This window comes from Erwinia sp. L03-1, from assembly GCF_058686115.1.
Window position 1 is genome coordinate 3,423,334 of record NZ_CM178762.1, and the last position, 24,620, is coordinate 3,447,953.

The window sequence follows — 24,620 nt, forward strand, 5'->3', positions numbered from 1 at the left end:
AAAACGCTAACGCTGGCCAAAATAAGTCACCGGGGAATGCTATGAAAATCCTGACGCTGCGCTTTAAGAATCTGAACTCGCTAAAGGGCGAGTGGAAAATCGACTTCACCGCCGAGCCGTTCGCCAGCAACGGTTTATTTGCCATCACCGGCCCGACAGGTGCCGGCAAAACCACCCTGCTGGATGCCATCTGCCTGGCGCTGTATCACGAAACGCCCCGGCTGGGTAAGTTATCTAACGCGCAAAACGACCTGATGACCCGCGATACGGCGGAGTGTCTTGCCGAAGTGGAGTTTGAAGTCAAAGGTGTGGCGTGGCGTGCGTTCTGGAGCCAGACCCGCGCGCGCGGCTCAGCAGAGGGAAACCTCCAGGTGCCCCGCGTCGAGCTGGCCCGCTGCGACGATAACACCATCGTTGCCGATAAGGTGAAGGATAAGCTTGAGATGCTCACCGCCCTCACCGGGCTGGACTTCGAACGTTTTACCCGCTCAATGATGCTCTCGCAGGGGGAGTTTGCCGCCTTCCTCAACGCCCCAGCCAATAAACGCGCAGAGCTGCTGGAAGAACTGACGGGCACGGAGATCTATGGTCGGGTTTCGGTCAGCGTCTTTGAGCACCATAAGCGCGCCCGCGCCGCGCTTGATACCCTTCTCGCCAGAGCCAGCGGCCTGTCCCTGCTGACGGAGGATGAGGTTACGCAGTTAACCGGGCAGTTACAGCAGCTTGAGACAGATGAGCAGGCGCTCACTTCACTTTCGCACCAGCAGCAGCATCTGCTTAACTGGCACCGCCAGCAGATCGCGCTAACGGATGCCGTTACCGCCGCCCGTACTGAGCACCAGCTCTCTGAAGATCGCTGGCTGGCGGCCCAGACCGAGATGGGTAAGCTCACACTCGCGGAGCCAGCGGAAAAGCTACGGCCCCTCTGGCAGCAGCGTAACCAGTTCAGGCAGGATGCAGGCAGCCTGCAACAGCAGTTGCAGGTGCTGTCCACCCGGCAGCAGCAGGCTCGCGAACAGCTGGAAAGCAGCACTCAGGCGCTGCAAAAAGCCGAAGAAGCTCAGCGACAGCACGAAGTGCAGCGTCAGCAGCAGGAGACGCTGATTACGGAGACGGTCGTGCCGCTGGATAACCGCTTAGCGACGCTGGGTCAGCAAAAGGAAGAACTGACAAAAGAAGTCAGTGAGTACCAACACGCGCTGACGCAGCGTCGCGCAGCCCTGCAAACCAATCATCAGGCGCAGCAGGATAAACTCGCCCAGCAGGCACAGTATCAGCAGTGGCGGACCGATCATGTACGACTGGCTGACTGGGGGGAATCCCTGCAACCCTGGCGGATGCACTTTGAGCAGCAGCACCAAAGTGAGCAGGCGCTTACTGCGTTACAGCAGAGCCGGGTTGAACAGCAGCATAGCGTTGCCGCCCTGCAGCAGCAGCTCGATCGGCTGGACCTCACACTTCGCCCGCTGCAACAGCAAAGCGAACTCGCCCAGCGCAAAGTCAGCGAAGCTGAGCAGCACTGCGCCACTCTTCAGCAGCAGTTTCCCGAAACGACACTCCAGGCCAAACTGACTACGCTCAATCAGCAGCGCCCACTTCGGCAAACCCTGGCGCTGCTGGTGCAGCAGTGGCAGCAGCACGCCGCGCGTCGTCAGCGAACGGATGACGCGCAGCAGACCCTGCGGCAGCAGCTGGAGCAGGCAGAACAGCAGCTACAGCGCTTACGCCGCGACTGGAAAGAGAAGCATCAGCACCAGCAGGATCTGGATACGCGCTACAGGCTTGAACAACGTATCGTCAGCCTGGAACAGCACCGCGCGCAGCTGACTGCCGGGCAGCCCTGTCCGCTGTGCGGGGCCTGCGAGCATCCCGCCATTGCCGATTATCAGGCCCTGCAACCCTCTGAAACACAGCAGCGCCTCGCGCAGCTCAGCGCTGACGTGCAACTGTTGCACGACCAGGGGACGGCGAAAGGTGTGGAAGTCAAAAACCTGACGCAGCAGGCCGAACGGCTTAAACAGGAACGGGAAGAGGCAGAGGCCGAAGCCACCCGCCTGCACAGCCAGTGGCAGACGACCGCTGACGCGCTTTCGCTGTCACTGGCACCGGAACAGCAGCCGTCGGTAACAGCGTGGCTGGACGAGGAGGAGCAGCAGGAAATCACGCTTCAGGCGCAGCTCACCCAGCTTCAGCAGGCTGCCCGAACGCTGCAGCAGCATAAGGATGCGCTGATTCAGCAGCAGAACCAGCTTAACGCTCTCCAGCAGCAGCGGCAGCTTACCGAACAGCAGCAGCTTACTGCGACCCAGACGCTGAATGAGCGCGAGCAGCGCCTGACGCAGGCGCAGCAACAGCTTGACCATCAGCGTGCTACGCTGGCCGCCTCGCTCAGTAAATGTGGGCTAACGCCGCCAGAAAACGGCGAGCATCAACGCTGGCTAACACGCCGCGAAGAGGAGTGGCAGCAGTGGCAACAGGCGGAGCAGGCGCTAACTCACCTTGGCCCTGAGCTGGCCGCGCTGGCTACCCAGCAGCAGGCGCTGACCGAAGCCATCGATGACAGGCAGGCCAGCCTGGAGGGGCTGGAAAAGCGCCTTCAGGCAAAAACTGCCGAGCTGACTGAAGTCAAACAGCAGCGTCACCGTGCCTTCGGCGAGCAGCAGACGGCGGAGGTGCAACAGCAGCTCAGACTTACGTCAACGCTGCGAGCGGAAGCCTGTCAGGTTCTGCAACAACAGTGGCAGCAGCAGCAAAACCAGTTAAATACCCTGACCGGACAGCATAATTCACTGACTGAGCAGTTATCTACGCTGGCCGAACGCCTGGCACAGCGGGAGCAGGCCTTTAATATGGCGCTGGCGGCCAGCCCTTTTAGCGACGAAGCTGAGTTTACTGCCGCCCTGCTGGACGAAGAACATATCCAGCGGTTGCAGATCCAGCATAAACAGCATCAGGCACGGCTACAACAGACCGCCACCCTGCTGCAACAGGCAGAGAAAAACCTGGCGCTGTGGCTTGAGACCCGGCCGGAGGCGTTTCCAGAGGATGCCAGCAGCCTGCAGGGCGCGGTCGACGGCACGGCACGGGGGCTGCGGGAAAATGCTCAGCGCCAGGGCGAAGCGCGCCAGCAGCTCAACAGCGACGCGGCCCGCCGACAGCAGCAGCAGGCGATGCTGAGTGAGATTGCCGTCAGCGAACGCCAGGTTGAAGACTGGGGCTGCCTTAATGACCTTATTGGCTCCAGCGGCGGCGACAAATTCCGCCGCTTCGCCCAGGGGCTGACGTTGGATCACCTGGTATGGCTGGCAAATAACCAGCTTAATCGTCTGCACGGACGCTACATGCTACAACGCAAGGCAGGTGAAGCGCTGGAGCTACAGGTGGTGGATACCTGGCAGGCCGACGCCCTGCGCGACACCCGCACCCTTTCCGGCGGAGAGAGCTTCCTGGTTAGCCTGGCCCTGGCGCTGGCGCTCTCCGACCTGGTCAGCCACAAAACGCGCATTGAGTCGCTGTTTCTCGACGAAGGCTTTGGCACCCTGGATGCGCAAACCCTTGATACGGCGCTGGATGCGCTGGATGCGCTAAATGCCAGCGGCAAAACCATTGGCGTGATAAGCCACGTCGAGGCGATGAAAGAACGTATTCCCGTTCAGATAAAAGTACGTAAAATGAACGGACTGGGCTACAGTAAGCTGGAAACCCCCTCGCATTAATACTGCGTCGGCGGGTCAGACAGCGTTCACTTAAGGAGAAGTAAACCATGGAAACCATCAGTCATCAGCTCGACAACGGCATTGCCCTGACGCTCAGAAAACCCCTTTCTACGCTGGGTAATCTGCCGGTCATTATCCTGTGCCACGGCTTTTGCGGCATTCAGGAGATCCTGTTACCGCCTTTTGCTGAAGCTTTTACCCGGGCAGGCTTTTGCACCGTAACCTTTGACTACCGGGGCTTTGGGGCCAGTGCAGGCGAGCGTGGGCGTCTTGAGCCCGCCATGCAGATCGAAGATATTCTTACGGTTACCGACTGGGTGAAACAACACCCTTTCTTTAACAATCAGCGTATCGGCCTGTGGGGCACCTCCTTCGGCGGCTGCCACGTATTTGCCGCGGCGGCGGATAACGCCGATATCCGCTGTATTGTCAGCCAGCTGGCTTTTGCCGACGGCGAGGATATCGTTACCGGGCATATGTCGGCGGAGGAGAAGGAAGGGTTTATCGCCACGCTAACGAAAATGGCAGATAAAAAGCGCGCTACGGGTAAAGAGATGTTCGTTAACATCACTCGCGTGCTAAGCGATGAGGAATCAAAGGCATTTTTCGAGCAGAATAAGACGCGCTATCCGGCGATGGATATCAAGATCCCCTTTCTCACCGTCCGGGAAACGCTCCAGTATAAACCCGCGGAAAACGCCGCGCGCGTCACCTGCCCGACGCTGGTCGTGGTGGCCGGCAAGGATAACGTTAACCCTGCCGCTCAGGGGCAGGCCTTGTATAACGCGGTAAAAGCGACCGATAAGCAGTTTTATTGTGAAGAAAACGCCCGCCATTATGACATTTACAGCGGCGCGCATTTTGACAGCGTTATCCAGGTTCAGCTCGACTGGTTCAATAAGCACCTGTAACTGACGGCGCATGTCGGGTAAAGGATCGCTCCTCGCGCGATCCTTCTTTTCATCAGGATCGCAATCATGCCGGGCGATCCTGCATCCTGTTCATCGTGCGTCCTCCCGGTGCGACCCGCGAATAATCTGTAAATCCCCCGACAGCCGCGGATTCCCCTGTCAGCCCCTCGCTAACGCGGTAAACTGGCGGATAACATCGAAATTTTGCTATCAGGGTTAACAATGGTATCAAACGGGAACCGGTCCGCACTTATCGCGGCGGGAATGGCGGGTATGTTGCTGCTGCTGGCGGGATGCCAGTCAGCGCCAAAAGACAGATCGTCGCTGGCAGACTGGCAGGCTCAGGGAAAGAAAATCTGTGCAACCCGCAGCAGCATTCCGCAGGATGCGTGCGTGTACAGCGACATTATGCGTGAAGGGATCCAGTCTGAATTTCCCGAAGCCGCCCGCTATAAAGGCCGTCAATGCACGCTGGAAGTAGAGTATGGCAAAAACCACCGTTATAGCGTGCTAAGCACCGCGGGCGACGAAGCGCTCTGCCTGAAAGCCTGGAGCCTGGTCAGCAGTAACGGCAACCTGCCGCCACCGCCGCCCGCCCTGTCAGGCAAAAATATTGTCACAATCGCGCCGCGCTGATGAATACGACCGCCGGGATGGCTGACCGCGCAGGTATCATACGTTGTCGCGTGCTCGCCTGGCTGGCTGCGCGAATACTGCGGCTCCTGGATCCTGTCTATACCGCGCCACGTTGCTACGTACGCGGATTGCACTGCCTGAGAGCGCTATTTAGCTGGCCAGTTCATCCTGACGCCACTGGCGGGGGCTGATGCCAAACCAGCGGCGAAAGGCACGAGAGAAGGCGCTGACTTCGGAGTATCCCAGCAGCAGCAGATGAACCTGGGTACGGGCACGATCGGCAAGGCTCTGCTGCGGTGTGGCGCGGTTCAGACGGCGAATCGCATCCTGCATCACCGTTAGCAGCATCGGATCCCTGTCCGGCATCGCCCGGGTGAGATCCTGTTTGGCGATCAGCAGCGAGTTATAGGGTTGATCAAACCAGACGGGTGCATCAAATACTTTGCAGTGTTCATGCCACTGCCCCGGACGGGGATGCTCAAAATGCACTTCACGCGGTGCCCAGTGCTTACCGGCAACGTGGCGGATCAGATTCAGGAACATGCCCAGCGTCAGCTCGGCATCCTGACGGCGGCAGAGTATCGCGCCGTGGCGTACCTGATAGTCCAGACGCCAGCAGTCGCCCTTATCCACCAGACGGGTCAGCGTATTATGCTGATGATAGGGAAAGGCGTTCACCACATTATGCAGCGCCTGCTCCAGGGTTGCGGAGCAGAGTCCCACGTAGCCTATCAGCCCCAGCGACTGTGGCTTAAACTGTTTGCCATAGTGCAGGCCAAAGTTGTCAAACCCCGAGGCGCGCGCGGCCTCTTCCATCACCCGACAGTAGTTAACTAACCCCAGGCTTAGCGTCGGGCTGGCCAGCTGTTCAGGGTCAATGCCGCTCATGCCAAAGATACGGTCGGCGTCGCCACCCTTCTCGCTGATAAATTCGCTCAGGCCGCTGGCGGCGGCCAGCACGCCCCGGTTGCAGGCCTCGCTGGCGTTCAGCGCTTTCATCACGGCGGGCTGTTTAATCAGGCCACTTTCCATCATCATCGCCTCAGCGTCAGGAACAGACTGAGGGTGCAGCAATTATCGTACCAATGCGCAAACTACGCGAAAACAGTCGCTTACGCCGCTCCCCATCGGTGGCGGCACTGCCCTGGCGCGGGTTCTGCTCACCAGCAGTGCATCAGCAACGCAGGCAGCAGTCAGGTATGCAGCACAGCACCCGCATCAATTCACTCAGCAATCAGCTCTCAGCAAAGTATCAGCAGCGTTTCACTGAGCAATCAGCTCTCAGCAAAGTATCAGCAGCGTTTCACTGAGCAATCAGCTCTCAGCACAGCACCCGCATCAATTCGCTCAGCAATCAGGTATGCGGCAGCATTAGCAGCACCCTGCCCGACTGTCAGCCTCTGCCCACGCGGAGCTCGGGCCTGTCTCATGCGCCAACGGGCAGTGCATCGGTTTCCAGATAGCGTCGGCACAAACGCACGCTGTGATCTGCCCACTGCGGCCCCAGACTTAGGGCCATCTCGGTCTCCGCATGGGATCCTACCCAGGCCAGCAGCTGGATCCGTCGCTGGATCAGCAGCGTCGGCACCAGCGCCATCTCTTCATCGCTGATGTGCGCTGCCCGCTCGTAGCCGGTTATCCAGTGATCCACCCACTGGGCCGCGCGGGGATGATGCTCAACAAAGCTGATCGCCGCCGCCAGATCGTGGAGATACCAGCCAAAGCCGCAGTCGTCAAAATCGATCACCCGCGTTTCACCCTTATGGAGCAGCAGGTTGGTCAGGCGCAGATCGGCGTGGATCAGTCCGTAGCGCGATCCCGCCTTACCGAAACGCTCCAGCGCGTTTCCCGCCTGCGTGATAGCCTGCTGCACCGTTTGATGATCGGCCATGCGCAGGCCGGGCGCGTCTTTCCAGTCACCCCAGTGGCTTTGTGGACTGACCATCGTCTGGTGATCCCAGATAATGCGCTGGAAGCCGGCTGGCTTTTGCCAGCGCCTGCTGTGCTGATGCAGCCGGGCCGTAATCTCTCCCAGCTGCTGGAAGGCTCGGGGATCGACATCAGTCCCGGGCATCTCGCCGTCGATCCAGTGAAATAATACCGCATGGCGTTCGCCTCCGTCAGCAAGCGGCAGCGACTGCACCCGCTGCCCTGTTTCATCCGGCACGGCCTGGGGTACAACAATCCCGGTTTCGCGCAGGGCATCCAGCCAGTTTAGCTCGCTCTCAATATCGCCACGCTGATGATAGTCGCCGCGATGCAGACGCAGGGCATAGCGCGTCCCGGCGACCTCCAGCAGAAAGGTGGCATTTTCAGAGCGGCACAGCAGGCTCAGCTTGCCCCTTCTGGCAAAGGGATAACGGCTAATCGCCCGTCGGGCCAGCGCCATCAGCGCGCTGTTATCAAGATGTTCTGATTGCCTGGCTGTCATAGTGTGGCTCCCCTGTAGTTGGGTGTGGGTTATCCGGCGTGGTGAGACCAGCATGGCAACCTGAAATCGGACAGGCTTGACGACGGACGACTCTCTTTTGACTTTAGCGTGCATCCGGCGTTTTAGACGGCAGGGAGTTGACCTCAGAGCACAAAATTGATCACGGCAGCGTCAAGTTTATTCAGCGCTCCTGACGGCATTATCGACAGACACGCTTCTGACGGGGATATCGGTATGACAAGCACGTTAAAGCCCACCCTGGGCACCATACATCTTTGGGGGATTGCGGTAGGTCTGGTTATCTCCGGCGAGTATTTTGGCTGGAGCTACGGCTGGGGCGTAGCGGGGACGCTGGGCTTCCTGGTCACGACTCTGCTGGTCGCCACCCTCTATACCTGCTTTATATTCAGTTTTACCGAGCTTTCCACGGCCATTCCTCATGCTGGCGGCCCCTTTGCCTACAGTCGCCGCGCCTTTGGTGAAACCGGCGGCCTGATTGCAGGTATGGCGACGCTGGTGGAGTTTGTTTTCGCGCCCCCGGCCATTGCCATGGCGATCGGGGCTTACCTTAACGTGCAGTATCCGCACCTTAATCCCAAATATGCCGCCGTGGGTGCCTATATCCTGTTTATGCTGCTGAATATTCTGGGGGTTAAGCTGGCAGCGATGTTTGAACTGGTGGTGACCGTGCTGGCGGTGATGGAGCTGCTGGTCTTTATGGGCGTGGTGGCTCCCGGTTTCAGCATGGCGAATTTCGTCGCCCACGGCTGGGCGGGCAGCGATCATCCCGGTATGACCGCCGTGTCCGGAATTTTTGCCGCCATTCCGTTCGCGATCTGGTTTTTCCTGGCGATTGAAGGCGCCGCGATGGCCGCCGAAGAGGCCAGAGATCCGAAGCGGACAATTCCGCGCGCTTATATCGGCGGGATCCTGACGCTGGTGGTACTGGCCGTGGGCGTGATGCTGATGGCAGGCGGCGCGGGTGACTGGCGCAGGCTTTCGGACATTAACGATCCGCTGCCGCAGGCAATGAAAATGGTGGTGGGCGAGCATTCGGGCTGGATGCATATGCTGGTGTGGATTGGCCTGTTTGGGCTGATTGCCAGCTTCCACGGCATTATTCTGGGCTACTCGCGTCAGTTTTTTGCCCTGGCGCGCGCGGGCTACCTTCCCGCTGGCCTTGCGAAGCTCTCCCGCTTCCAGACGCCGCATCGGGCCATCATCGCGGGCGGGCTGATTGGCATCGCCGCCATTTTCAGCGACGGCTGGATCAATTTGCAGGGCATGACGCTGACGGCGGCGATGATCACCATGGCGGTGTTCGGCGCAATTGTCATGTATGTAATGAGCATGCTGAGTCTGTTTCGCCTGCGCCGTACCGCTCCCGAGCTGGAGCGTAGCTTTCGCGCGCCGGGATATCCGATTGTACCGGGGATTGCACTGGTGCTGGCGCTGGTTTGTCTGGTCGCGATGCTGTGGTTTAACCCGGTTATAGGTGGGCTGTTTGTCGCCTTTATGGCGGTCGGTTATCTCTATTTCCTGATGACCAAAAAACAGCGTGACCGCGCCCCGCGCGACGCCATGCTGTTTGGTGAATAACGCCTGGACCGTCCTGGTCATGCGCGTAAAAAGGCTTTACGCGCAGTTATTTACTCAGCTGGCCAGAGCCACGCCGCGCCACGTACGCCGCTGGAGTCTCCGTGTCGGGCTTTGAGAATGGGCGTTTCGCATTCGCCGCCAAACACCCACTTTTTGATAAGCGGCGGCAGGGTCTGATAGAGACGATCTACGTTGCTCATCCCGCCCCCCATCACGATCACATCCGGGTCGAGAATATTCACTACCTGCGCCAGCGATTTAGCCAGCCGCAATTCATAGCGGCTTATCGCCAGTTCGGCCACCGGGTCCTGCTGCTCCAGCAGGCTGATAATATCAGCGCCCTTGCGTTTGATGCCGCTCAGGCGATGATAGTCGGTACCAAAACCGGTGCCGGAAATATAGGTTTCGATACAGCCAGATTTGCCGCAGTAGCACGGGACTTCATCACGAAAGCGCTGCTCATCTTCATCCATCCAGGGCAGCGGATTATGCCCCCACTCCCCGGCATTGCCGTTGCCGCCCGCATGTGCCTGCGCGTTGAGCGCCACACCGGCCCCACAGCCCGTGCCAATAATCACGGCGAAGACGGTCTGCTGGCCCTTAGCCGCACCGTCCACCGCCTCGGAAACCGCCAGGCAGTTAGCATCATTGGCAATACGCACCTCGCGCTGCAACATCCTGTGCAGATCCTTGTCCAGCGGCTGCCCGTTAAGCCAGGTAGAGTTGGCATTCTTGACCCGATGAGTAAAGGGAGAAAGAGTGCCTGGAATACCTAACCCCACGCTGCCACGCTGTCCGGTTTTTTCCTCGGCCAGGTTCACCAGCCCGGTAATGGCCTCCAGCGTTTTGGTGTAGTCATTCCTCGGGGTGTCCACCCGATGGCGAAACAGCGTTTCTCCCTGTTCGGATAGGGCAATCACTTCGATTTTCGTTCCACCTAAATCAATTCCAATACGCACTGTTATTCCTCATTTTTTAGCGCCCGCCCCTTAACCTTAGAGAGGCATTAACCTAAAGGCAATGAAACGCTGCCGCCGATTCGCTATCATGCGCGCTGTCGTTGAATTCGCGCGCCTGATGCGCGCATGGAGAGGGAAAGCATAATGCTGTGGTTTAAAAATTTAATGGTATATCGTCTGAATCGTGAGATCCCGCTGGCGGTTGACGAGATGGAAAAACAGCTTGAGGCCTTCACCTTTACTCCCTGCGGCAGTCAGGATATGGCGAAAACCGGCTGGGTATCGCCAATGGGGCCGCGCGGCGACGCGCTGACCCACGTTAATAAAGGCCAAATCCTGATCTGTGCCCGTAAAGAAGAAAAAATACTGCCTTCGCCAGTGATTAAACAGGCACTGGAAGCCAAAATTGGCAAGCTCGAAGCCGAGCAGCAGCGTAAGCTGAAAAAAACCGAGAAGGACTCGCTAAAGGATGAAGTGCTGCACAGCCTGCTGCCCCGTGCCTTCAGCCGCTTTAGCCAGACCTTCGTGTGGATCGACACCGTCAACAATCTGATTATGGTTGACTGCGCCAGCGCAAAAAAGGCCGAAGACACGCTGGCGCTGCTGCGCAAATGTCTGGGTTCGCTGCCGGTGGTCCCGCTGACGATGGAAAGCCCGATTGAACTGACCATGACCGAATGGGTGCGCTCAGGTGAAACGCCAGCCGGATTCGCCCTGATGGATGAAGCCGAACTCAAAGCCCTGCTGGAAGATGGCGGCGTTATCCGCTGTAAGAAACAGGACCTGGTCTGCGATGAAATCGCTAACCATATTGAGGCCGGCAAGCTGGTGACCAAACTGGCGCTCGACTGGCAGGAGCGCGTACAGCTGCTGCTCTCTGACGACGGATCGCTAAAGCGCCTGAAGTTTTCAGATACGCTGCGCGAGCAGAATGATGATATTGATCGTGAAGATGTCGCGGCGCGCTTTGATGCAGATTTTATCCTGATGACCAGCGAACTGGCGGCTCTGATCGTAAATACCGTCGAGGCGTTAGGCGGGGAAGCTCAGCGTTAAACCGTGAGGGTAACAGGGGCGGTGACACCGCCCCTGATAATCTTAATCTTTCAGATAGCGACACAGGTAAGAAGAGGGTTCAGCCACCTGTAAGTGAAACTCGCTGTGGCCCGGAATGTTAAAGACCTGGCCTGGCTCAAACAGCTTCCATTCGGTTTCACCCGGCAGTAAAGCTTTCAGCGAACCGCTTACCACAGTCATCTCTTCCGGCTGGCCGGTGCCAAAAGTATATTCTCCCTCTGCCATTACACCGACGCTGGCACGGCCCGTACTGGCGCTGTCAAAACCAATTGATTTCACCTTTCCGTCGAAGTACTCACTGACGTTGAGCATATCACTATCCTTACATTATATTGAAAGACACAGGTATTGTGGCGGGCAAAAAAGCCAGGCTTCCTCACTTACTCCAGGAGTTCCACCGCCAGTTTTGCAATAAGCATATTTGACAGTACTACAGGGATCCCAAGTAGTTTCTGTAAAAAATCACGATGCCGCTGATGATAACCAAGACAGTCCAGTACCACGACGTCTGCCCCTTTCTCCTGGAGCAACAGCGCCGCATCGATCAGCTCCTCGTCGCTCAGCGCCCACGGGCTGGCGACGGCAAAGTGAGGCCGCTGGCTCAGGCTACGCCATTTACGCGCCTGTTCCGTAAGAAACTCTTCCCGCGCAACGACAATGCCGACCTGATGTCCGGCAGTAATCGCCTCCACCAGCGGAGGGAGCAGGCTGTAAGGCTCAAGCAGGGCGGCGCTGCGGGTAACGAGGTTTTTATATTCTCCGCTACAGAGCAGGAGCAGGGTTTCATATCCCTGCTGCTCAAGCCCATCAATGCGCTTTTGCAGTGCAGCCTCCACACGCGCAGCGGACAATATCAGGTGACTGCCATCTTCCAGACGCGCCATAACGATGCTCTCACCGTCGATGGGAGCATACAGGCTTTCGATTTCCGCAGCGGTGAGATTATCCAGCAGGCCAACGTGAACGATGTGATCCTCGGGCATCAGTTCGGTTAGTAACGGTCGCAAATCGCTGCTCGATGCCGGGCCAAGGGTCAGGGCGACCAGCCGTTTCGCCGTGGCAGCCGCCTCAGTGGGGGCAGCCTGCTTCACCGCTGGCTGCTGGAACCGGTCAACTTCGGGGGGCGTGGTCGGTACAGTGAGCGTCTCCTGCCCGGTCGTGGACAAGGTCTCTGGTGATGAAAGGGGATCGGTCAAATAATCAATCAATGCTCTGTCCAGTAGAATTTCGGTCATACGCGTTCGCGCAGCCGGTAAATAACGCGGGTGTCACTCAGCCGAAAATAAGGGGATGCCGCTGCCGGGTCAAGCGAGTATCCGATTAAACAGCCCAGAGTAGCCAGCAGAATATGTCAGAAACATCGCCTGCCCCCCAATTTAGATCCAGTTATTTTCGTTAACTTTGCACAATAAGCGGCATAAGCGCGAATTATCAGCCAGATAAGCTAAATGCCGGGGGATATTCCGAAGTTGAACATGCCCGGGCTGACGGAATTAAAAAAACGCAGTGCATTACGGCATCCCTGCCGGTGGCGTCACTCTTTCTCTTTATCTTCGTAGCGCGCCTTGGCATCCTGCGCTTCCTGCTCTGATTCATGTTCGCTAATAAGCGTACCCGCCTTAGGATGATCAGCACGCAGTTCATACCAGGTTACCGTGCTGCCTGATACACCCTTTTCTACCGGGACAATCGTTGCGACACGAGGATACGGTGGTCTTGTTGGCATATAACTCCCCTTCCTTTATCAATAAGATTCTGTCCGCCGGTGAAGCCGGACACCATCAGGTCTGAATTAAGTATAGACAATTATTGACATTTTTCGGGAAGAATCAAACCGCGCGCGCCAGTGAGAGTGAGTGAATAATCGCTTCCACCACGCTTTCTGGCGGTTGCATTGCGTTGATTATCCCATGGGCCGCATCATGGTAAAGGCCATCGCGAGCCGCCAGTACCTCGATCATTTCATCAGCAATAGGACGCCCCGTAAGCGTCGGGCGCTGGTCCTTTTCTGGATAGGCCTCAAGACGTGCGGCAAGCACGCCCGCGTCAGCGTGCAGATAAAGCACCCTTCCCTGTTCGCGCATATACCGACGATTTTCCGCCGCCAGCGCCATGCCGCCGCCGGTGGCGATCACCGTAAAGGGTGCGGTGACATCTTTAAGGGCCTGGGTTTCACGCTGTCGAAAGCCACTCCATCCCTCTTCCGCCACGATCTCCGCGACGGTACGCTGCGTGATAAGCTGGAGATGACTGTCGGTATCACGAAAGGTGTAGCCCAGCGCAGAGGCTAATGCCTGACCGACGGTGGTTTTTCCGCATCCGCGTGCGCCGATCAGATATAGGGGTAACGACATAGCTGGCACTTCCTCACCCGTTTGCGGCACACACCGCAACATCAGGCCGATAATGATTAACTTTGCACCGCATGATACCGATAAAATTCCTGCACCACCAGTAGTAACGTTTTCCTTACACTACCAGTGCAGTATAAAGCATAAAAGCCGATATTTTACATAAGGTTAATTGATGTAAACTTTTCTGTACATAAACGCCCTGTCAGCCCGTGTTGCTGGCAACATTTCCTTACCCGAAGGACATTTACTTTCCTTACGGGTGGCTCAAAATAGCGTTATTGCCCGTTTCGGAGGATTACCTGTGCAGATCGAAGAACAAAAGTTAATAGAAAGTCTGTTTGGCCGTTTAAAGCAGGCTGAAACTCAGTCGGGCCCGCGAGACGCGTCAGCTGAAAAGCTGATTCAGCAGCAGCTACAAGCGCAGCCGGGCGCGCCTTATTATATGGCTCAGGCTATCCTGATTCAGGAAGCGGCCATGAAACAACTGAACAATCGCGTCAGCGAACTGGAAGCGAAGCTGGCGCAACAGCAGCCTCAGCAGAGCAGCGGCGGATTTCTTTCCGGCCTGTTCGGCGGCGGCCAGCGTCAGCAACAACCGACACAGCAGGCACCTCAGCAGTCTGCCTGGAGCAGTGCACCTGCGCCTCAGCAGCAGCCGGCATACGCCCCTCAGCCCGCAGCGGCCCCTACCGCTTCGCGCGGATTTCTGGGCGGTGCGCTGCAAACCGCAGTTGGCGTGGCCGGTGGCGTGGTGATGGCGGATATGCTGACCAGCATGTTCCATAAATCACAGCCGGAAGAGATTGTGAATATTATCAATGAGCCTGCCATGCCGCAGGAGAGCTTCGATAATAACCTTGATACCTTTAACGGTAACGACGGGCAGTTTCTGAATCAGGACGCCGGGCTACAGCAGGATAACGGTAGTAGCGATTTTGCTGGCTTCGGCAATGACGGCTATGACGATGACGACTTCGGAGACGACGACAGCTTCCTCTGATCCTGCCGGCGGGCGGCGATATGCCCCCCGCTACGCTTCCCCTCAGCCGTTATTTTTTTGCGACCTTAGCCATTTATCCAGTTCATTTGCAAACTGCTGCCGATCGCGCTGGTTGAGCACCGCTGGCCCGCCCGTTTGTACGCCGCTGGCGCGCATCGTATCCATAAAATCACGCATGGTCAGCCGCTCACGAATCGTGGCCTCACTGTAGCGCTCCCCACGAGGGTTCAGCGCCACGGCGCCCTTCTCCATTACCTCCGCCGCCAGCGGAATATCGGCCGTTACCACCAAATCGCCCGGCTCAGCACGCCGTACGATTTCGTTATCCGCGACGTCAAACCCCGCTGCAACCCGCAGGGTACGCAGGAAGCGCGACGGCGGCACGCTTAGCGACTGATTAGCAACCAGCGTCACCATCATCTGCTCGCGTTCGGCGGCACGATAAAGTACCTCTTTGATCACTTTTGGACACGCATCGGCATCTACCCAGATTGGCATCGCCCTTTCCTTTTACATAATGACAAGATTAAGCACGATCTTGCCGTTCTTTTCAGAAATGGCAAATGTAATCTGCTGGCGTTGCGCCCTCTTTTTACTGACTCGCGATCCACGCTGAATTAAGGTAGTGAATGCAGTAAGCTGTTTACAGCGTAAACCAGATAATTAAGGGAGCAGGATGATGGATAAGAAAATCGGCTTTATCGGCTGTGGCAATATGTCGCAGGCCATTATCGGCGGACTGTTATCGTCCGGTCAGATAAAAGCTGAGGACATTTGGGTTTTCGACCATAAGCCCGCAACCAATCAGGCCATGCAGCAGAAGTATGGCATCACGCCCGCCGACAGCGCTGAGCAGGTAGCAAAACAGGTCGATATCCTTTTTGGCGCCGTCAAACCTAACGTTATCCTTAACGTGCTGAACGACGTGGCGGGCAGCCTGAACAAGGATACCGTCGTCGTGTCCATTGCTGCGGGTATCACGCTGGATGCCCTGGCTGGCGTGCTGGGTCACGATCGCAAATTGATCCGCGTGATGCCAAATACGCCTGCGCTGGTCAATGAAGGAATGACCTCTGTTACGCCGAACGTACTGGTGACGAAAGAGGAAGCGGACGAGATCGTGGCCATTTTCCGCGGCTTTGGTAAAGCCGCGCTGGTGCCGGAGTATATGATCCACGCCGTCGTGGGCGTGAGCGGCTCTGCGCCGGCCTATGTCTTTATGTTTATTGAAGCGATGGCCGATGCAGCCGTACTGGGCGGCATGCCCCGCGCGCAGGCGTATGAGTTTGCAGCGCAGGCGGTGAAGGGCGCCGCACAGATGGTACTGGAAACCGGTAAGCATCCTGCCGAACTGAAAGATATGGTTTGCTCACCGGGCGGCACCACCATTGAAGCGGTCAGAGTGCTGGAGGAGAAAGGCTTTCGCACGGCAGTGATAGAGGCAATGCAGAGCTGCATGGCGAAATCGGACAGCATGAGTAAATAAACGCGATTCCGTCAGGCAGGGGGAAGGTTCTCTTCCCCCTGCGCATAACTTCCCGGTTATCAGAATGAATGGCCTGTCGCGGCATCGGCCAGACCGGCCGTATTTACTCGCTTAGCGCCTTTTCTGCCAGCGCTGCGGTTTCCTGTATGCTCATCGGCTTCTCCATTCTTTTGATCAGTTCGGCGGTAAAGGTGTACATTCCGCATGACGCCGCGGCCACCAGCCGGCCCTTCTGCCCATAGAGCGCAATAAACTTATCCCCTAACGATCCCACCAGCTGATAACTGTCCCACTCGCTGGCGTGCCCAAGGTACTCATAGCGCGTCCCAAACTGTGCGGTCCAGAAAAAAGGCACCCGATCAAAGGCTTCACCCCGTTGCAGCATATTCTTTGCCGCCGTCCTGCCCTGCTGTTGAGCCACGCGCCAGTGCTCAATACGCTGGTAGCCCTCAGAGACCGGATAGCTAACGATATCCCCCGCAGCCCAGACGTTTGGCGCGACTTCCAGCATATCGTTGGCGGTCAGGCTGCCGTCGTCACGCAGGGGGATATCGTGAATAAACTGCGTGCCCGGTGCAACGCCCGTTGCCAGTAGCACCACGTCGGCCACTATCCGCTGACCGTTTTTTAACATCACGGCACTGACTTTGCCATTGTCTCCCTCCAGGCCCGCGACGTCGCCGTCGATAAACCGGACGCCCTTGCTTTCATGTAGCTGGCGAAACCAGGCTGCCAACTGTTCGCCAAAGGGCTTCCTGAATGGCAGCGGATCGCGGGCGATGACCTGAACATCCACCTGCTGGCTACGCAGCGCGGAGGCCAGTTCCATACCAATAAAGCTGTTACCGACGATCACCAGTTTCTTCGTGCTATCCACGTCCTGCAGCAGTGTGTCCGCCTGCTCAATACTGCGCAGGACATGCACCCCGGCGAGCGCCTTGCCTTCGAGATCCGGGCGCTGGGGAATGCCCCCGCTGGCAATCAGCAGTTTGTCATAGCGGAGCTGGCTGCCGTCCGCAAAACGCAGGATCTGCTGGCGGCTGTCAAGCTGCTCGACATCGCCCTTTTTTTGCTCAGCAAAGGCGAAGAAGTTCTTATCCAGCGGGGACGGAACCTCATCTATAGCCATATTGCCGGAGGGAACAAATTTAGTCAGTACGGTGCGGTCATAGGGCGCTTCCGACTCGCGATCGACGACGACCAGCGTGCCCTTGAAACCCTCCCGGCGTAGCGTCCAGGCGGCGGCGCTTCCCGCGGCCCCCGTGCCCAATACCACATAAACCGGCGCGTCCTTCTCTGCCGGTGCCGCCAGGGGATAAAGCGGGGGCAGAGGCTCGGGATCAATCTGCACCATACCGTTTTCAATTTTTACCGGGTAGCGCTGTAAATCGCTTAACGCCAGGGGTTCACACAGGCTGCCGTCCTCCAGGCTGAAGTTAGCTTTATGCCAGGGGCAAACCAGTCTGCCATTGTAAATTGCCCCCTGCTCCAGCGGCGCGCCTGAATGCGGACATTTTGCCTGAAAGGCCTTAACCGCTTCGCCTTCGCGGATCAGAAGTATGTCGGTATCACCGATCGGTACCCTTACCGGCTCCAGTTCGGGAAGATCCTGTAATACGATTGCATTTTGATAGCTCACGACAATGCTCCTTATTATTTTCGCGCGAAATTATTTGCGCTGTAATTTTATGACATGCAGGTTAAGCCTGGCATCGAGGAGGGTATTTTTAATGAAACTGGCAGGATCAAAGCGTAAATTGATGGCTAAATAGCTGTATTTCGGGGAGTTTAAAAGTTTAAGGAAATATGAATGTTAAGCGCGGGCGATCAATGGGCCTCGTGAGGCCCATCGCTGTTAACTCTTTTTCAGGCAGCTGCTCATAAAAGTTTTACGCTCGGCTCCCTTGAGTGATTTCTCACCGGCCTGTGCATTACAGGTTTTCATTTTTGCCTGCTGTGGCGTCATGTTACTCGCCGTACTGTCCTTTTTAAGACACTGGCTCATAAAGGTTTTACGGGCATCCCCCTTCAGCGATTTTTCACCCGCCTGCTGGTTACAAAGGGTCATTTTTTGCTGCTGTACGGTTTTTTCTGCCGCATTAGCGTATCCGCTGGCTAAAAGTGCAAGCCCCAGGGTGGCGGCAAGGCAGGTTATCTTGATCATTTGCTACCTCTTAACGATTAATTTCGTATTAATTCTGGCAGGGATTTCTTCTCACGCAAAAAATTCAGGCATAAATACGCTGCGGCGATCGCAAAACTGTCTGTGAGGGGCCCATTGCCCGGGAGCACCATGGGCGGGATGCTCCCGGACGACAGAGGCGCTTAGTGACGAGGGTGGATAAGCAGTCGCTGAATATAATTTTCCAGCAGGGAAGCATCGCTGCCGGGCGCGGCATGCTCATCCGAAGCGAGTTTCATCGCCGTACTGACGCTGTCGGTAATTTGCTGAAGATGGTCGCCATCCAGTTTACGCAGCAGGGCAGTAACCACTATTTCCAGTGCTTCTACCTGTGCCACTAACTCTTTGGACTCTTCTTCTTTTTCCGCCAGTCTGACTAAAAGTTCTGAAATAAGGATTTTCATGCGAATGTCTCAGCGGTTAAAGGCGGAACGTTACCACCACCACCGGCAAAAGAGAATAAGCCACAATAGGTATTTTTAAGCCTTATAAGATAATCTAATCAACAACCTGGGGATGAGGGTACGCTAAAACGGATGTTAACAGGCGAAGGAGGGAAATGGCGGGATACCGGGTAGTGACGGGGGCGATAAACCAGAGGCATAACGCCTCTGGTTTAGTCGTGCTTAGCGGCCAGCGCCCATATCAAAGCCACCGCGTGGACCGCCGCCGCCCCAGCCGCCGCCACCACCACCACCACCGCCCGGAGGTGGGAACAGGCAACCGCTCAGAGCGGTAACCAGTGCAATCACACTTACTGCTTTAATTAAACGACTCATTATTATCACCTCATGGTAGCGTTGGCGGTGATAGTAAGCGGCCGCGTCACTCCCCACAATGCGGAATCATCCGGTTGAGGGCCATTTTTACCCAGGGTAACGACGCTTAACGCTTTGCTGTCAAAAAGCCGGGAAAAACCTGCCTGTTCGCGCACACCTGCCTTTGTCAGCCGTCAGGAATGTCGCTTAACGAGCGGCCTTTGTCAGCCGTCAGGAGTGTCGCTTAACGGGCGGCCTGACCGCGCGTAAACCTGCGCCAGTGCCAGAGTAGCTGTAGCGTATTCGCCAGTACCGCGACGGCGGTGGCCGCAAAAACCCAGCGAAATCCTCCCACGGCGGAAACGCCAGCGCCAATGAGCGGCCCCACCACGTTGCCGAGGTACATAAATGACTGGTTATACCCGAAGATGCGCCCTGTCACCCTGTCGCTGGTGTAGCGAAGTAACAGGGTCTGTACCGCAGGCATCATCGCCCCTTCGGCAAAGCCCATCAGAAAACGCAGTATGCCCAGCTGAACGACACCATTTACCCATGACATCCCGATAAACAGTATGATGGTCAGTGCCAGAGCGGCAAAAAGAATGCGCTCGGCACCGATTCTGTCGCCAAGCTTACCCAGCCGGGGAGCCGATAACAGCGCAGATACGCCCGGAATTGCCGCCACCATCCCACTGATAAAGGCAATATTCTGCGCGTCAGGCGCGAGCTGCCTGACAAAGAGCGTCAATATTGGACTGATGGAACCGTTGCAGAGCTGGATAACCATCGTGGTGACAAACAGGCTGATAATCAGGCCGGGGTGCGACAGCGATCGAAACACTCCGCTCCCGCTCAGCTTCTCCTCACGGCTCACCCGTTTAACCCCACCCTCTTTAATCAGAAAGAGGGTGATCAGGAAGCTGGTAAGCAACAACGCCGACGTGACAAAAAAGACCGCGCGCAGCCCCACCCAGTCGGCAAGAAAACCGCCCATCAGCGGCCCCATGATCACCCCACAAATTTGCGCCGTTGACACCATGCTCAGCGCCCATCCGCTTCGATCGCGTGGCACCTGGGTTGCCACCAGCGCCAGCGCGTTGGGAATATAGCCGGAAGTCAGTCCCATCAGCGCCCGCAGCAAAAATAGCTGCCAGACGTTGGTGACAAAAGCCTGTAAGAAAATCACCAGGCCCATGCCCAGCGAGGCGCGCAGCAGCATCAGCTTTCGCCCCTTTCTGTCAGCCAGGCTGCCCCACATTGGCGAGACAATAGCGGAGATCAGGAAGGTGATGCTGAAAATCAGCCCTGACCACAGGGTAAGCGCCCTGGGATCGGTCACGCCAAGCTGTTCTACGTAAAGGGGGAGGAAAGGAATGATCTGACTGATAGCCAGTCCGGTAAACAGACAGCCAAACCAGACTGAGATGAGGTTAACTTTCCAGGATTCCATTGGCGGGTAAACATAACCTTATGGCAACAGCGTAGGGTTTCCTATTAAACCGCGTTTATGCTGAATGATAAACGCAAAAAACCCGCCATAAGGCGGGTTTTTATTCACTTTCAGCATGAGCAATATCGGGAAACCCTTACTGCTCGCTGCAAGTGGGAGTCTCTGAAAACTTACAGCGCAGTTACGTTAGCTGCAGCTGGGCCTTTCTGGCCGTTTTCGATAGAGAACTCAACTTTCTGGCCTTCTTCCAGCGTCTTGAAGCCGCCGTTCTGAATTGCAGAGAAGTGTACGAACACATCTTTGCTGCCGTCGGTTGGAGAGATAAAGCCGAAACCTTTCTCAGCGTTGAACCATTTTACTAAACCAGTCATTTTGTTAGACATTTGTCTTTCCTTCAAAAAATGTAATAAGCCGCAAGGGCACGGGGTTTGTCAACAGGGCGGACTTATGAGGCACTTAAGAAGGAAGTCAGGAAGAAGAGATATCTGAGATAGCGCTTTAACTGATAACTGCTTTAATAAATTTGCTCGCATACGTTGTCTGTTTCAAAACCGACGGTGCATTTACTCACAATGAAGAAGTCAGCACAAGCACTCAGTGATAAAAAAAAAGGGTTCGCACATAACACTTTGAAATATAATGTTTTTATTTTTGTTTATTTTTTAACCCCTCATTCTGTTATCCCTAAATACACACACCATTAACTTCATCATCACTAAATTCCGCATTTTTTAACCTTAATGCCGGTCCCTTTATGAGGATAATTTCCCTTTAACACTTCGCAGGAAAAGGATGCCAGGGCATCATAACGGCATCACTCTGTCTGTCTGATATCTCAAGGAAAGAAAGCATGTTTGAACTGATGAAGGCCGTGGGCCTCGGATTAGTTGTGATTCTGCCCCTCGCCAACCCTTTAACCACCGTGGCCCTGTTCCTGGGGCTGGCGGGAGATATGAATTTTAGCGAACGGAACCGGCAGTCGCTGCAGGCATCCATTTACGTTTTTATCATCATGACCGTGGCCTTTTATGCGGGTAACGCCGTTATGGATACCTTCGGTATCTCTATTCCGGGATTACGCATCGCAGGTGGTCTGATAGTGGCCTTTATTGGCTTCCGTATGCTGTTTCCACAGCAGCAGGCGGGCCACTCGGTTGAGGCGGAACATAAGCTGGATGAGCTGAGCGAAAGTAAGACGGTCAATATCGCCTTCGTGCCACTGGCCATGCCCAGCACCGCCGGGCCGGGCACCATTGCGATGATTATCAGTGCGGCCTCTACCGTTCATCACAACAGTGAATTTACCCCCTGGGTGCTGGCCGTTGCCCCCGTCCTGACCTTCTTTATGGTGAGCCTGATTTTGTGGATTTGCCTGCGAAGCTCAGGTGCGATTATGCGCCTGGTCGGCAAAGGTGGCATCGAAGCCATATCCAGACTGATGGGGTTCCTGCTGGTGTGCATGGGCGTTCAGTTTATTATTAACGGTACGCTGGAAGTGATCAGAACCTATCCCGCCAGTTGAGTGGGCCACGGAAGGTGAGAGAAAATATTTCTGATTGTTGCTGGACTTCCTGCCTTCCCCATCCAAAATATTAATATCCTTTATGATAATTAATCATAGAGAGGGGCCTGCGTAATGAGCTAAGCGGAGCGCGCGTGGGAATGATTACCCAACCTACTGGTACGCCGCCGGGGGTTCGGTGCCGTTTATCCGGAGCAGGCTATGAGCCACCAATCAGCGGGTGCAGGACGCGCCATCACCGATTACTTTAACAGTCCGGCCTTCCATGCACCGGCCGAAGGTGAACTGCTGGCGGTGATCATGAACGAACTGCTACGCAGCGGCAGGCCAGCCACCCGAAAAGCGATCATTAGCAGCGTGATCGCCAGGCTGGAGGGCGAAGCGGATGAGGCGTTACTCCAGGGATATCGCAATCTGCTGTACCGCCTGCTGGATGAGAACAGGTAATCGCATTATCAAACCCGCCGCACGCGGTTAATCCCCCCTCTCTCCCCCCACACGCTGCCCGTTCCTAACCTGCGGCCTGCCCCCCTGGCCGCACCCGACCTTACCCAAATTTACAGTAGCAATAGTTACGAGGGGAAATTATCGGGTTATCATAGCCTTGCCTTTCCGAAAACAGCGCAGGCAGCTCTGTTGGACACAGGGATAAACTTCAAGGGAAATGAATATGAAAACACTACCTCTCCTCTTCTATGCTGCCCCACCTCAACTCTGCTACTGGCCTCTGCGAGGTAAGTATGTTTCGGGATGAACCCTACCGACCCGCCTGGCTGCTGCCGCTGATGATAATCATGGTTATCGGACTTTATCTGTTAGCCGCACAGCGCGCGCCGCATCCCCCTGCAGGTTTTGCTGAGGTATTGATGCACACCATCGACGGCAGAAGCGTCACCCTGGCCAACCTGAGTGAAAAAAAACCCCTGTTGCTGTTCATTTGGGGTACGGGGTGTGGTGCCTGTCCCTTTACCCTGCCTGCAGTCTTGTCGCTTGCCGATAAGGGAAGGAGTGTCGTTATCCTGGTAAGGCAATCGGGGGATGATATTCACGTTATTCGCCAGTTGCAGAGTAAAAACCTGGCGCTGCCGGTAGTGAACGATCCTGCAGGCACGCTAACGGCAGACTGGGAGATCGACACCCTGCCCGCCATCCTTATTCTCTCGAAGGGGAAAATAGTCTCATCCACGACGGGCTGGACCAGCGAATGGGGCATACGCCTGCGCCTGTGGTGGGCAAAAAAATCACATCGTTAGGCTCAGGCCGGCCATCTGCCGGCCTGAGGGTTAGCCGCAGTAGGCGCGGGCAATATTGCCCTGGGCATCACCCATAAAGTTAAGTCGATTGAGGTTAAAGTCCATCGTTACCGCAGAGTTATAGGGGATGGCCCGCACGGGATGGTCAAACCTGAGCGCGTCGACTGAGGACAGGGGCTTACCCACGAACTGCTGATACTCAGACGCGCCGCAGCGGTCCATCTCCGGATCAACCTGCGTATCCTTTGCGCCCTGTTTTCCAGACGACTGGCAACCCGCCAGCCCAGCCAGCATGATACCCATCGCGATTTTTCCATAACGGTTCATTTATCCACTCCTGTTTTGCAATTAACTGTGGCGATTAAGCGGCAGGTTAGCAGAATTTCGCAACAATTGAGAAAGGCTTTTGAATTTGACCCTGGCCCTGTTCGCGTACACGACAACGTGACGGGCTGGCGCGCAGCGACAGGATAAATCCGTTACCCTTAGCAGACTTTGGCCCTGGGCGTATCTGATGAACAATCCTGATGAGAGAATAACCCGCACGCTGCTTTGCGCAGGTATATGTCTGGTTTGGTACACCCTTACCCTGGTGGTAAGCGTACTGTCCGACCTCACCGCCCTGCGCCAAAACGGGATGCTGGTGCCGGTACTCTGTGCGCTGGAGTTTGCCGTGCTGGTGCCGCTCTATTTTTGGACTTCACGCCGCTACCCCCTCATTCCGCAGAGCAAGCTCAACCTTCGCCAGCTTCTTATCTTCATCGCGCTACTGCTGATGCTTATTCTTTCGCAGTCGTTTTACCTGTCTCACGAAAGCTGGACCGGTAGCCAGCTTGGCGACGGGCATCGCCGGGTGGTGATTTTTGCGCTGGCGGTCGTGCTGCTGGCCCCGGTTTTTGAAGAGATGGTGTTTCGCGGCTTTCTGCTTCAGGGGCTACTGCTATGGGCACCACAGCAGCGGCTGGCCTGCGCCCTGATCGCCTCTTTGATCTTTGCCGCTTGCCATATGCAGTACACCCATCCCCAGACGCTTATTGCCCTGACAGCGCTTTCACTGCTGCTCTGCTACGCCCGCCTCGTTTCAAATGGACTTAAGCTGCCCATCCTGCTCCATATGCTGAACAATCTGATTGGCGTCTCTCCCTGGCTGTGGATTGCCGCAACCCGCTAGCCACCAGACAAAGGTTAAGCTTTTATAACCAGTACGATTTTCTTATAACCAAAACACATATCTATAGCGAATAATCTACTATTTATCTGACACAAGGGTCATCTACACTCGCGCA

General features: G+C 56.2%; 26 protein-coding genes. 11 read left to right on the forward strand and 15 right to left on the reverse strand.

Going from position 1 to position 24,620, the window contains the following annotated elements; all coding sequences use genetic code 11:
- The first annotated feature begins 41 nt into the window (after nt 1-41).
- The 3 genes from AC4PCC_RS15870 (at nt 42) to AC4PCC_RS15880 (ending at nt 5,263) form a co-directional block, all read left to right on the forward strand.
- Nucleotides 42-3,716 carry an AAA family ATPase gene (locus AC4PCC_RS15870; protein ID WP_492125152.1) on the forward strand — a complete coding sequence of 1,225 codons (3,675 nt, stop codon included), beginning with the start codon at nt 42-44 and terminating at the stop codon, nt 3,714-3,716.
- Nucleotides 3,717-3,763: 47 nt separating this feature from the next.
- The gene (gene uilS / locus AC4PCC_RS15875; protein WP_492125153.1) at nt 3,764-4,627 is read left to right on the forward strand and encodes a UilS family quorum-quenching N-acyl-homoserine lactonase; all 864 of its coding nucleotides are present in this window, start codon (nt 3,764-3,766) and stop codon (nt 4,625-4,627) included.
- A 222-nt stretch (nt 4,628-4,849) separates the two neighbouring features.
- The gene (locus tag AC4PCC_RS15880; protein ID WP_492125154.1) at nt 4,850-5,263 is read left to right on the forward strand and encodes a cell envelope integrity TolA C-terminal domain-containing protein; all 414 of its coding nucleotides are present in this window, start codon (nt 4,850-4,852) and stop codon (nt 5,261-5,263) included.
- A 150-nt stretch (nt 5,264-5,413) separates the two neighbouring features.
- Here the strand turns inward: AC4PCC_RS15880 and AC4PCC_RS15885 are convergent, their stop codons facing one another.
- Both AC4PCC_RS15885 and AC4PCC_RS15890 read right to left on the reverse strand, forming a co-directional pair.
- The gene (locus AC4PCC_RS15885) at nt 5,414-6,295 is read right to left on the reverse strand and encodes an AraC family transcriptional regulator (protein ID WP_492127544.1); all 882 of its coding nucleotides are present in this window, start codon (nt 6,293-6,295) and stop codon (nt 5,414-5,416) included.
- A 394-nt stretch (nt 6,296-6,689) separates the two neighbouring features.
- Nucleotides 6,690-7,694, reverse strand: coding sequence for a phosphotransferase enzyme family protein (locus tag AC4PCC_RS15890; protein ID WP_492125155.1), 1,005 nt, complete (start codon nt 7,692-7,694; stop codon nt 6,690-6,692).
- A gap of 234 nt (nt 7,695-7,928) precedes the next feature.
- Between AC4PCC_RS15890 and eat the strand changes: the two genes are divergently transcribed.
- The gene (eat, locus tag AC4PCC_RS15895) at nt 7,929-9,293 is read left to right on the forward strand and encodes an ethanolamine permease (protein WP_067705166.1); all 1,365 of its coding nucleotides are present in this window, start codon (nt 7,929-7,931) and stop codon (nt 9,291-9,293) included.
- A 50-nt stretch (nt 9,294-9,343) separates the two neighbouring features.
- Here the strand turns inward: eat and mak are convergent, their stop codons facing one another.
- Nucleotides 9,344-10,252, reverse strand: coding sequence for a fructokinase (gene mak, locus AC4PCC_RS15900; RefSeq protein ID WP_492125156.1), 909 nt, complete (start codon nt 10,250-10,252; stop codon nt 9,344-9,346).
- Between the two features lie 144 nt (nt 10,253-10,396).
- Between mak and rdgC the strand changes: the two genes are divergently transcribed.
- Nucleotides 10,397-11,308, forward strand: a complete 912-nt coding sequence (rdgC, locus tag AC4PCC_RS15905) for a recombination-associated protein RdgC (RefSeq protein WP_067705162.1) — start codon at nt 10,397-10,399, stop codon at nt 11,306-11,308.
- 42 nt (nt 11,309-11,350) lie between these two features.
- Here the strand turns inward: rdgC and ppnP are convergent, their stop codons facing one another.
- The 4 genes from ppnP to aroL all read right to left on the reverse strand — a co-directional run bounded on the left by ppnP (nt 11,351) and on the right by aroL (nt 13,683).
- Entirely contained in the window at nt 11,351-11,641 is a 291-nt protein-coding gene (ppnP, locus tag AC4PCC_RS15910) for a pyrimidine/purine nucleoside phosphorylase (RefSeq protein ID WP_492125157.1), read from the reverse strand.
- 68 nt (nt 11,642-11,709) lie between these two features.
- On the reverse strand, nt 11,710-12,564 hold the full coding sequence (locus AC4PCC_RS15915; protein ID WP_492125158.1) for an AroM family protein: 855 nt from the start codon (nt 12,562-12,564) through the stop codon (nt 11,710-11,712).
- Nucleotides 12,565-12,863: 299 nt separating this feature from the next.
- A complete protein-coding gene (locus AC4PCC_RS15920; RefSeq protein WP_067705156.1) occupies nt 12,864-13,055 on the reverse strand; it encodes a YaiA family protein in 192 nt (63 codons plus the stop codon).
- Between the two features lie 103 nt (nt 13,056-13,158).
- Nucleotides 13,159-13,683 (reverse strand): shikimate kinase AroL, encoded by a 525-nt coding sequence (gene aroL / locus AC4PCC_RS15925; RefSeq protein ID WP_492125159.1) that lies wholly within the window; start codon nt 13,681-13,683, stop codon nt 13,159-13,161.
- A gap of 301 nt (nt 13,684-13,984) precedes the next feature.
- Between aroL and AC4PCC_RS15930 the strand changes: the two genes are divergently transcribed.
- Nucleotides 13,985-14,683, forward strand: a complete 699-nt coding sequence (locus AC4PCC_RS15930) for a DUF2076 domain-containing protein (RefSeq protein WP_492125160.1) — start codon at nt 13,985-13,987, stop codon at nt 14,681-14,683.
- Between the two features lie 42 nt (nt 14,684-14,725).
- Here AC4PCC_RS15930 and AC4PCC_RS15935 read toward each other — a convergent pair whose 3' ends face one another.
- Nucleotides 14,726-15,181: a YaiI/YqxD family protein gene (locus AC4PCC_RS15935; protein WP_492125161.1), complete on the reverse strand. Its 456-nt coding sequence runs from the start codon at nt 15,179-15,181 to the stop codon at nt 14,726-14,728.
- 178 nt (nt 15,182-15,359) lie between these two features.
- Between AC4PCC_RS15935 and proC the strand changes: the two genes are divergently transcribed.
- On the forward strand, nt 15,360-16,169 hold the full coding sequence (gene proC, locus AC4PCC_RS15940; protein ID WP_492125162.1) for a pyrroline-5-carboxylate reductase: 810 nt from the start codon (nt 15,360-15,362) through the stop codon (nt 16,167-16,169).
- A gap of 103 nt (nt 16,170-16,272) precedes the next feature.
- Here proC and AC4PCC_RS15945 read toward each other — a convergent pair whose 3' ends face one another.
- The 6 genes from AC4PCC_RS15945 to cspE form a co-directional block, all read right to left on the reverse strand.
- The gene (locus tag AC4PCC_RS15945; RefSeq protein ID WP_492125163.1) at nt 16,273-17,808 is read right to left on the reverse strand and encodes an FAD-dependent oxidoreductase; all 1,536 of its coding nucleotides are present in this window, start codon (nt 17,806-17,808) and stop codon (nt 16,273-16,275) included.
- Between the two features lie 216 nt (nt 17,809-18,024).
- Nucleotides 18,025-18,333: a PsiF family protein gene (locus AC4PCC_RS15950; RefSeq protein WP_492125164.1), complete on the reverse strand. Its 309-nt coding sequence runs from the start codon at nt 18,331-18,333 to the stop codon at nt 18,025-18,027.
- A 161-nt stretch (nt 18,334-18,494) separates the two neighbouring features.
- A complete protein-coding gene (gene iraP / locus AC4PCC_RS15955; protein ID WP_492125165.1) occupies nt 18,495-18,755 on the reverse strand; it encodes an anti-adapter protein IraP in 261 nt (86 codons plus the stop codon).
- 222 nt (nt 18,756-18,977) lie between these two features.
- Nucleotides 18,978-19,130: a hypothetical protein gene (locus tag AC4PCC_RS15960; RefSeq protein ID WP_492125166.1), complete on the reverse strand. Its 153-nt coding sequence runs from the start codon at nt 19,128-19,130 to the stop codon at nt 18,978-18,980.
- A 223-nt stretch (nt 19,131-19,353) separates the two neighbouring features.
- Complete coding sequence (locus tag AC4PCC_RS15965; RefSeq protein ID WP_492125167.1) at nt 19,354-20,559, reverse strand: multidrug efflux MFS transporter; 1,206 nt, start codon at nt 20,557-20,559, stop codon at nt 19,354-19,356.
- A gap of 170 nt (nt 20,560-20,729) precedes the next feature.
- Nucleotides 20,730-20,942 carry a transcription antiterminator/RNA stability regulator CspE gene (gene cspE, locus AC4PCC_RS15970; protein ID WP_013200976.1) on the reverse strand — a complete coding sequence of 71 codons (213 nt, stop codon included), beginning with the start codon at nt 20,940-20,942 and terminating at the stop codon, nt 20,730-20,732.
- 467 nt (nt 20,943-21,409) lie between these two features.
- Here cspE and AC4PCC_RS15975 point away from each other — a divergent pair, with 467 nt between their 5' ends.
- The 3 genes from AC4PCC_RS15975 to AC4PCC_RS15985 all read left to right on the forward strand — a co-directional run bounded on the left by AC4PCC_RS15975 (nt 21,410) and on the right by AC4PCC_RS15985 (nt 23,334).
- Nucleotides 21,410-22,081, forward strand: coding sequence for a MarC family NAAT transporter (locus AC4PCC_RS15975; RefSeq protein ID WP_067705136.1), 672 nt, complete (start codon nt 21,410-21,412; stop codon nt 22,079-22,081).
- Between the two features lie 201 nt (nt 22,082-22,282).
- The gene (locus AC4PCC_RS15980) at nt 22,283-22,528 is read left to right on the forward strand and encodes a biofilm development regulator YmgB/AriR family protein (protein WP_345830893.1); all 246 of its coding nucleotides are present in this window, start codon (nt 22,283-22,285) and stop codon (nt 22,526-22,528) included.
- A 293-nt stretch (nt 22,529-22,821) separates the two neighbouring features.
- Nucleotides 22,822-23,334 carry a redoxin domain-containing protein gene (locus AC4PCC_RS15985; RefSeq protein WP_492125168.1) on the forward strand — a complete coding sequence of 171 codons (513 nt, stop codon included), beginning with the start codon at nt 22,822-22,824 and terminating at the stop codon, nt 23,332-23,334.
- A gap of 30 nt (nt 23,335-23,364) precedes the next feature.
- Here the strand turns inward: AC4PCC_RS15985 and AC4PCC_RS15990 are convergent, their stop codons facing one another.
- Complete coding sequence (locus tag AC4PCC_RS15990; protein ID WP_345830889.1) at nt 23,365-23,661, reverse strand: I78 family peptidase inhibitor; 297 nt, start codon at nt 23,659-23,661, stop codon at nt 23,365-23,367.
- Between the two features lie 187 nt (nt 23,662-23,848).
- Here AC4PCC_RS15990 and AC4PCC_RS15995 point away from each other — a divergent pair, with 187 nt between their 5' ends.
- Nucleotides 23,849-24,505, forward strand: a complete 657-nt coding sequence (locus tag AC4PCC_RS15995; protein ID WP_492125169.1) for a CPBP family intramembrane glutamic endopeptidase — start codon at nt 23,849-23,851, stop codon at nt 24,503-24,505.
- Nucleotides 24,506-24,620: the final 115 nt, after the last annotated feature.

What these genes read in the sequence shown, in the direction of transcription:
- AC4PCC_RS15870 (WP_492125152.1), top strand. Translation starts at nt 42, where the DNA reads ATGAAAATCCTGACGCTGCGCTTTAAGAATCTGAACTCGCTAAAGGGC.
- uilS (WP_492125153.1), top strand. Translation starts at nt 3,764, where the DNA reads ATGGAAACCATCAGTCATCAGCTCGACAACGGCATTGCCCTGACGCTC.
- AC4PCC_RS15880 (WP_492125154.1), top strand. Translation starts at nt 4,850, where the DNA reads ATGGTATCAAACGGGAACCGGTCCGCACTTATCGCGGCGGGAATGGCG.
- AC4PCC_RS15885 (WP_492127544.1), bottom strand. Translation starts at nt 6,295, where the DNA reads ATGGAAAGTGGCCTGATTAAACAGCCCGCCGTGATGAAAGCGCTGAAC.
- AC4PCC_RS15890 (WP_492125155.1), bottom strand. Translation starts at nt 7,694, where the DNA reads ATGACAGCCAGGCAATCAGAACATCTTGATAACAGCGCGCTGATGGCG.
- eat (WP_067705166.1), top strand. Translation starts at nt 7,929, where the DNA reads ATGACAAGCACGTTAAAGCCCACCCTGGGCACCATACATCTTTGGGGG.
- rdgC (WP_067705162.1), top strand. Translation starts at nt 10,397, where the DNA reads ATGCTGTGGTTTAAAAATTTAATGGTATATCGTCTGAATCGTGAGATC.
- ppnP (WP_492125157.1), bottom strand. Translation starts at nt 11,641, where the DNA reads ATGCTCAACGTCAGTGAGTACTTCGACGGAAAGGTGAAATCAATTGGT.
- AC4PCC_RS15915 (WP_492125158.1), bottom strand. Translation starts at nt 12,564, where the DNA reads ATGACCGAAATTCTACTGGACAGAGCATTGATTGATTATTTGACCGAT.
- AC4PCC_RS15920 (WP_067705156.1), bottom strand. Translation starts at nt 13,055, where the DNA reads ATGCCAACAAGACCACCGTATCCTCGTGTCGCAACGATTGTCCCGGTA.
- aroL (WP_492125159.1), bottom strand. Translation starts at nt 13,683, where the DNA reads ATGTCGTTACCCCTATATCTGATCGGCGCACGCGGATGCGGAAAAACC.
- AC4PCC_RS15935 (WP_492125161.1), bottom strand. Translation starts at nt 15,181, where the DNA reads ATGCCAATCTGGGTAGATGCCGATGCGTGTCCAAAAGTGATCAAAGAG.
- proC (WP_492125162.1), top strand. Translation starts at nt 15,360, where the DNA reads ATGATGGATAAGAAAATCGGCTTTATCGGCTGTGGCAATATGTCGCAG.
- AC4PCC_RS15950 (WP_492125164.1), bottom strand. Translation starts at nt 18,333, where the DNA reads ATGATCAAGATAACCTGCCTTGCCGCCACCCTGGGGCTTGCACTTTTA.
- iraP (WP_492125165.1), bottom strand. Translation starts at nt 18,755, where the DNA reads ATGAAAATCCTTATTTCAGAACTTTTAGTCAGACTGGCGGAAAAAGAA.
- AC4PCC_RS15960 (WP_492125166.1), bottom strand. Translation starts at nt 19,130, where the DNA reads ATGAGTCGTTTAATTAAAGCAGTAAGTGTGATTGCACTGGTTACCGCT.
- AC4PCC_RS15965 (WP_492125167.1), bottom strand. Translation starts at nt 20,559, where the DNA reads ATGGAATCCTGGAAAGTTAACCTCATCTCAGTCTGGTTTGGCTGTCTG.
- cspE (WP_013200976.1), bottom strand. Translation starts at nt 20,942, where the DNA reads ATGTCTAACAAAATGACTGGTTTAGTAAAATGGTTCAACGCTGAGAAA.
- AC4PCC_RS15975 (WP_067705136.1), top strand. Translation starts at nt 21,410, where the DNA reads ATGTTTGAACTGATGAAGGCCGTGGGCCTCGGATTAGTTGTGATTCTG.
- AC4PCC_RS15980 (WP_345830893.1), top strand. Translation starts at nt 22,283, where the DNA reads ATGAGCCACCAATCAGCGGGTGCAGGACGCGCCATCACCGATTACTTT.
- AC4PCC_RS15985 (WP_492125168.1), top strand. Translation starts at nt 22,822, where the DNA reads ATGTTTCGGGATGAACCCTACCGACCCGCCTGGCTGCTGCCGCTGATG.
- AC4PCC_RS15990 (WP_345830889.1), bottom strand. Translation starts at nt 23,661, where the DNA reads ATGAACCGTTATGGAAAAATCGCGATGGGTATCATGCTGGCTGGGCTG.
- AC4PCC_RS15995 (WP_492125169.1), top strand. Translation starts at nt 23,849, where the DNA reads ATGAACAATCCTGATGAGAGAATAACCCGCACGCTGCTTTGCGCAGGT.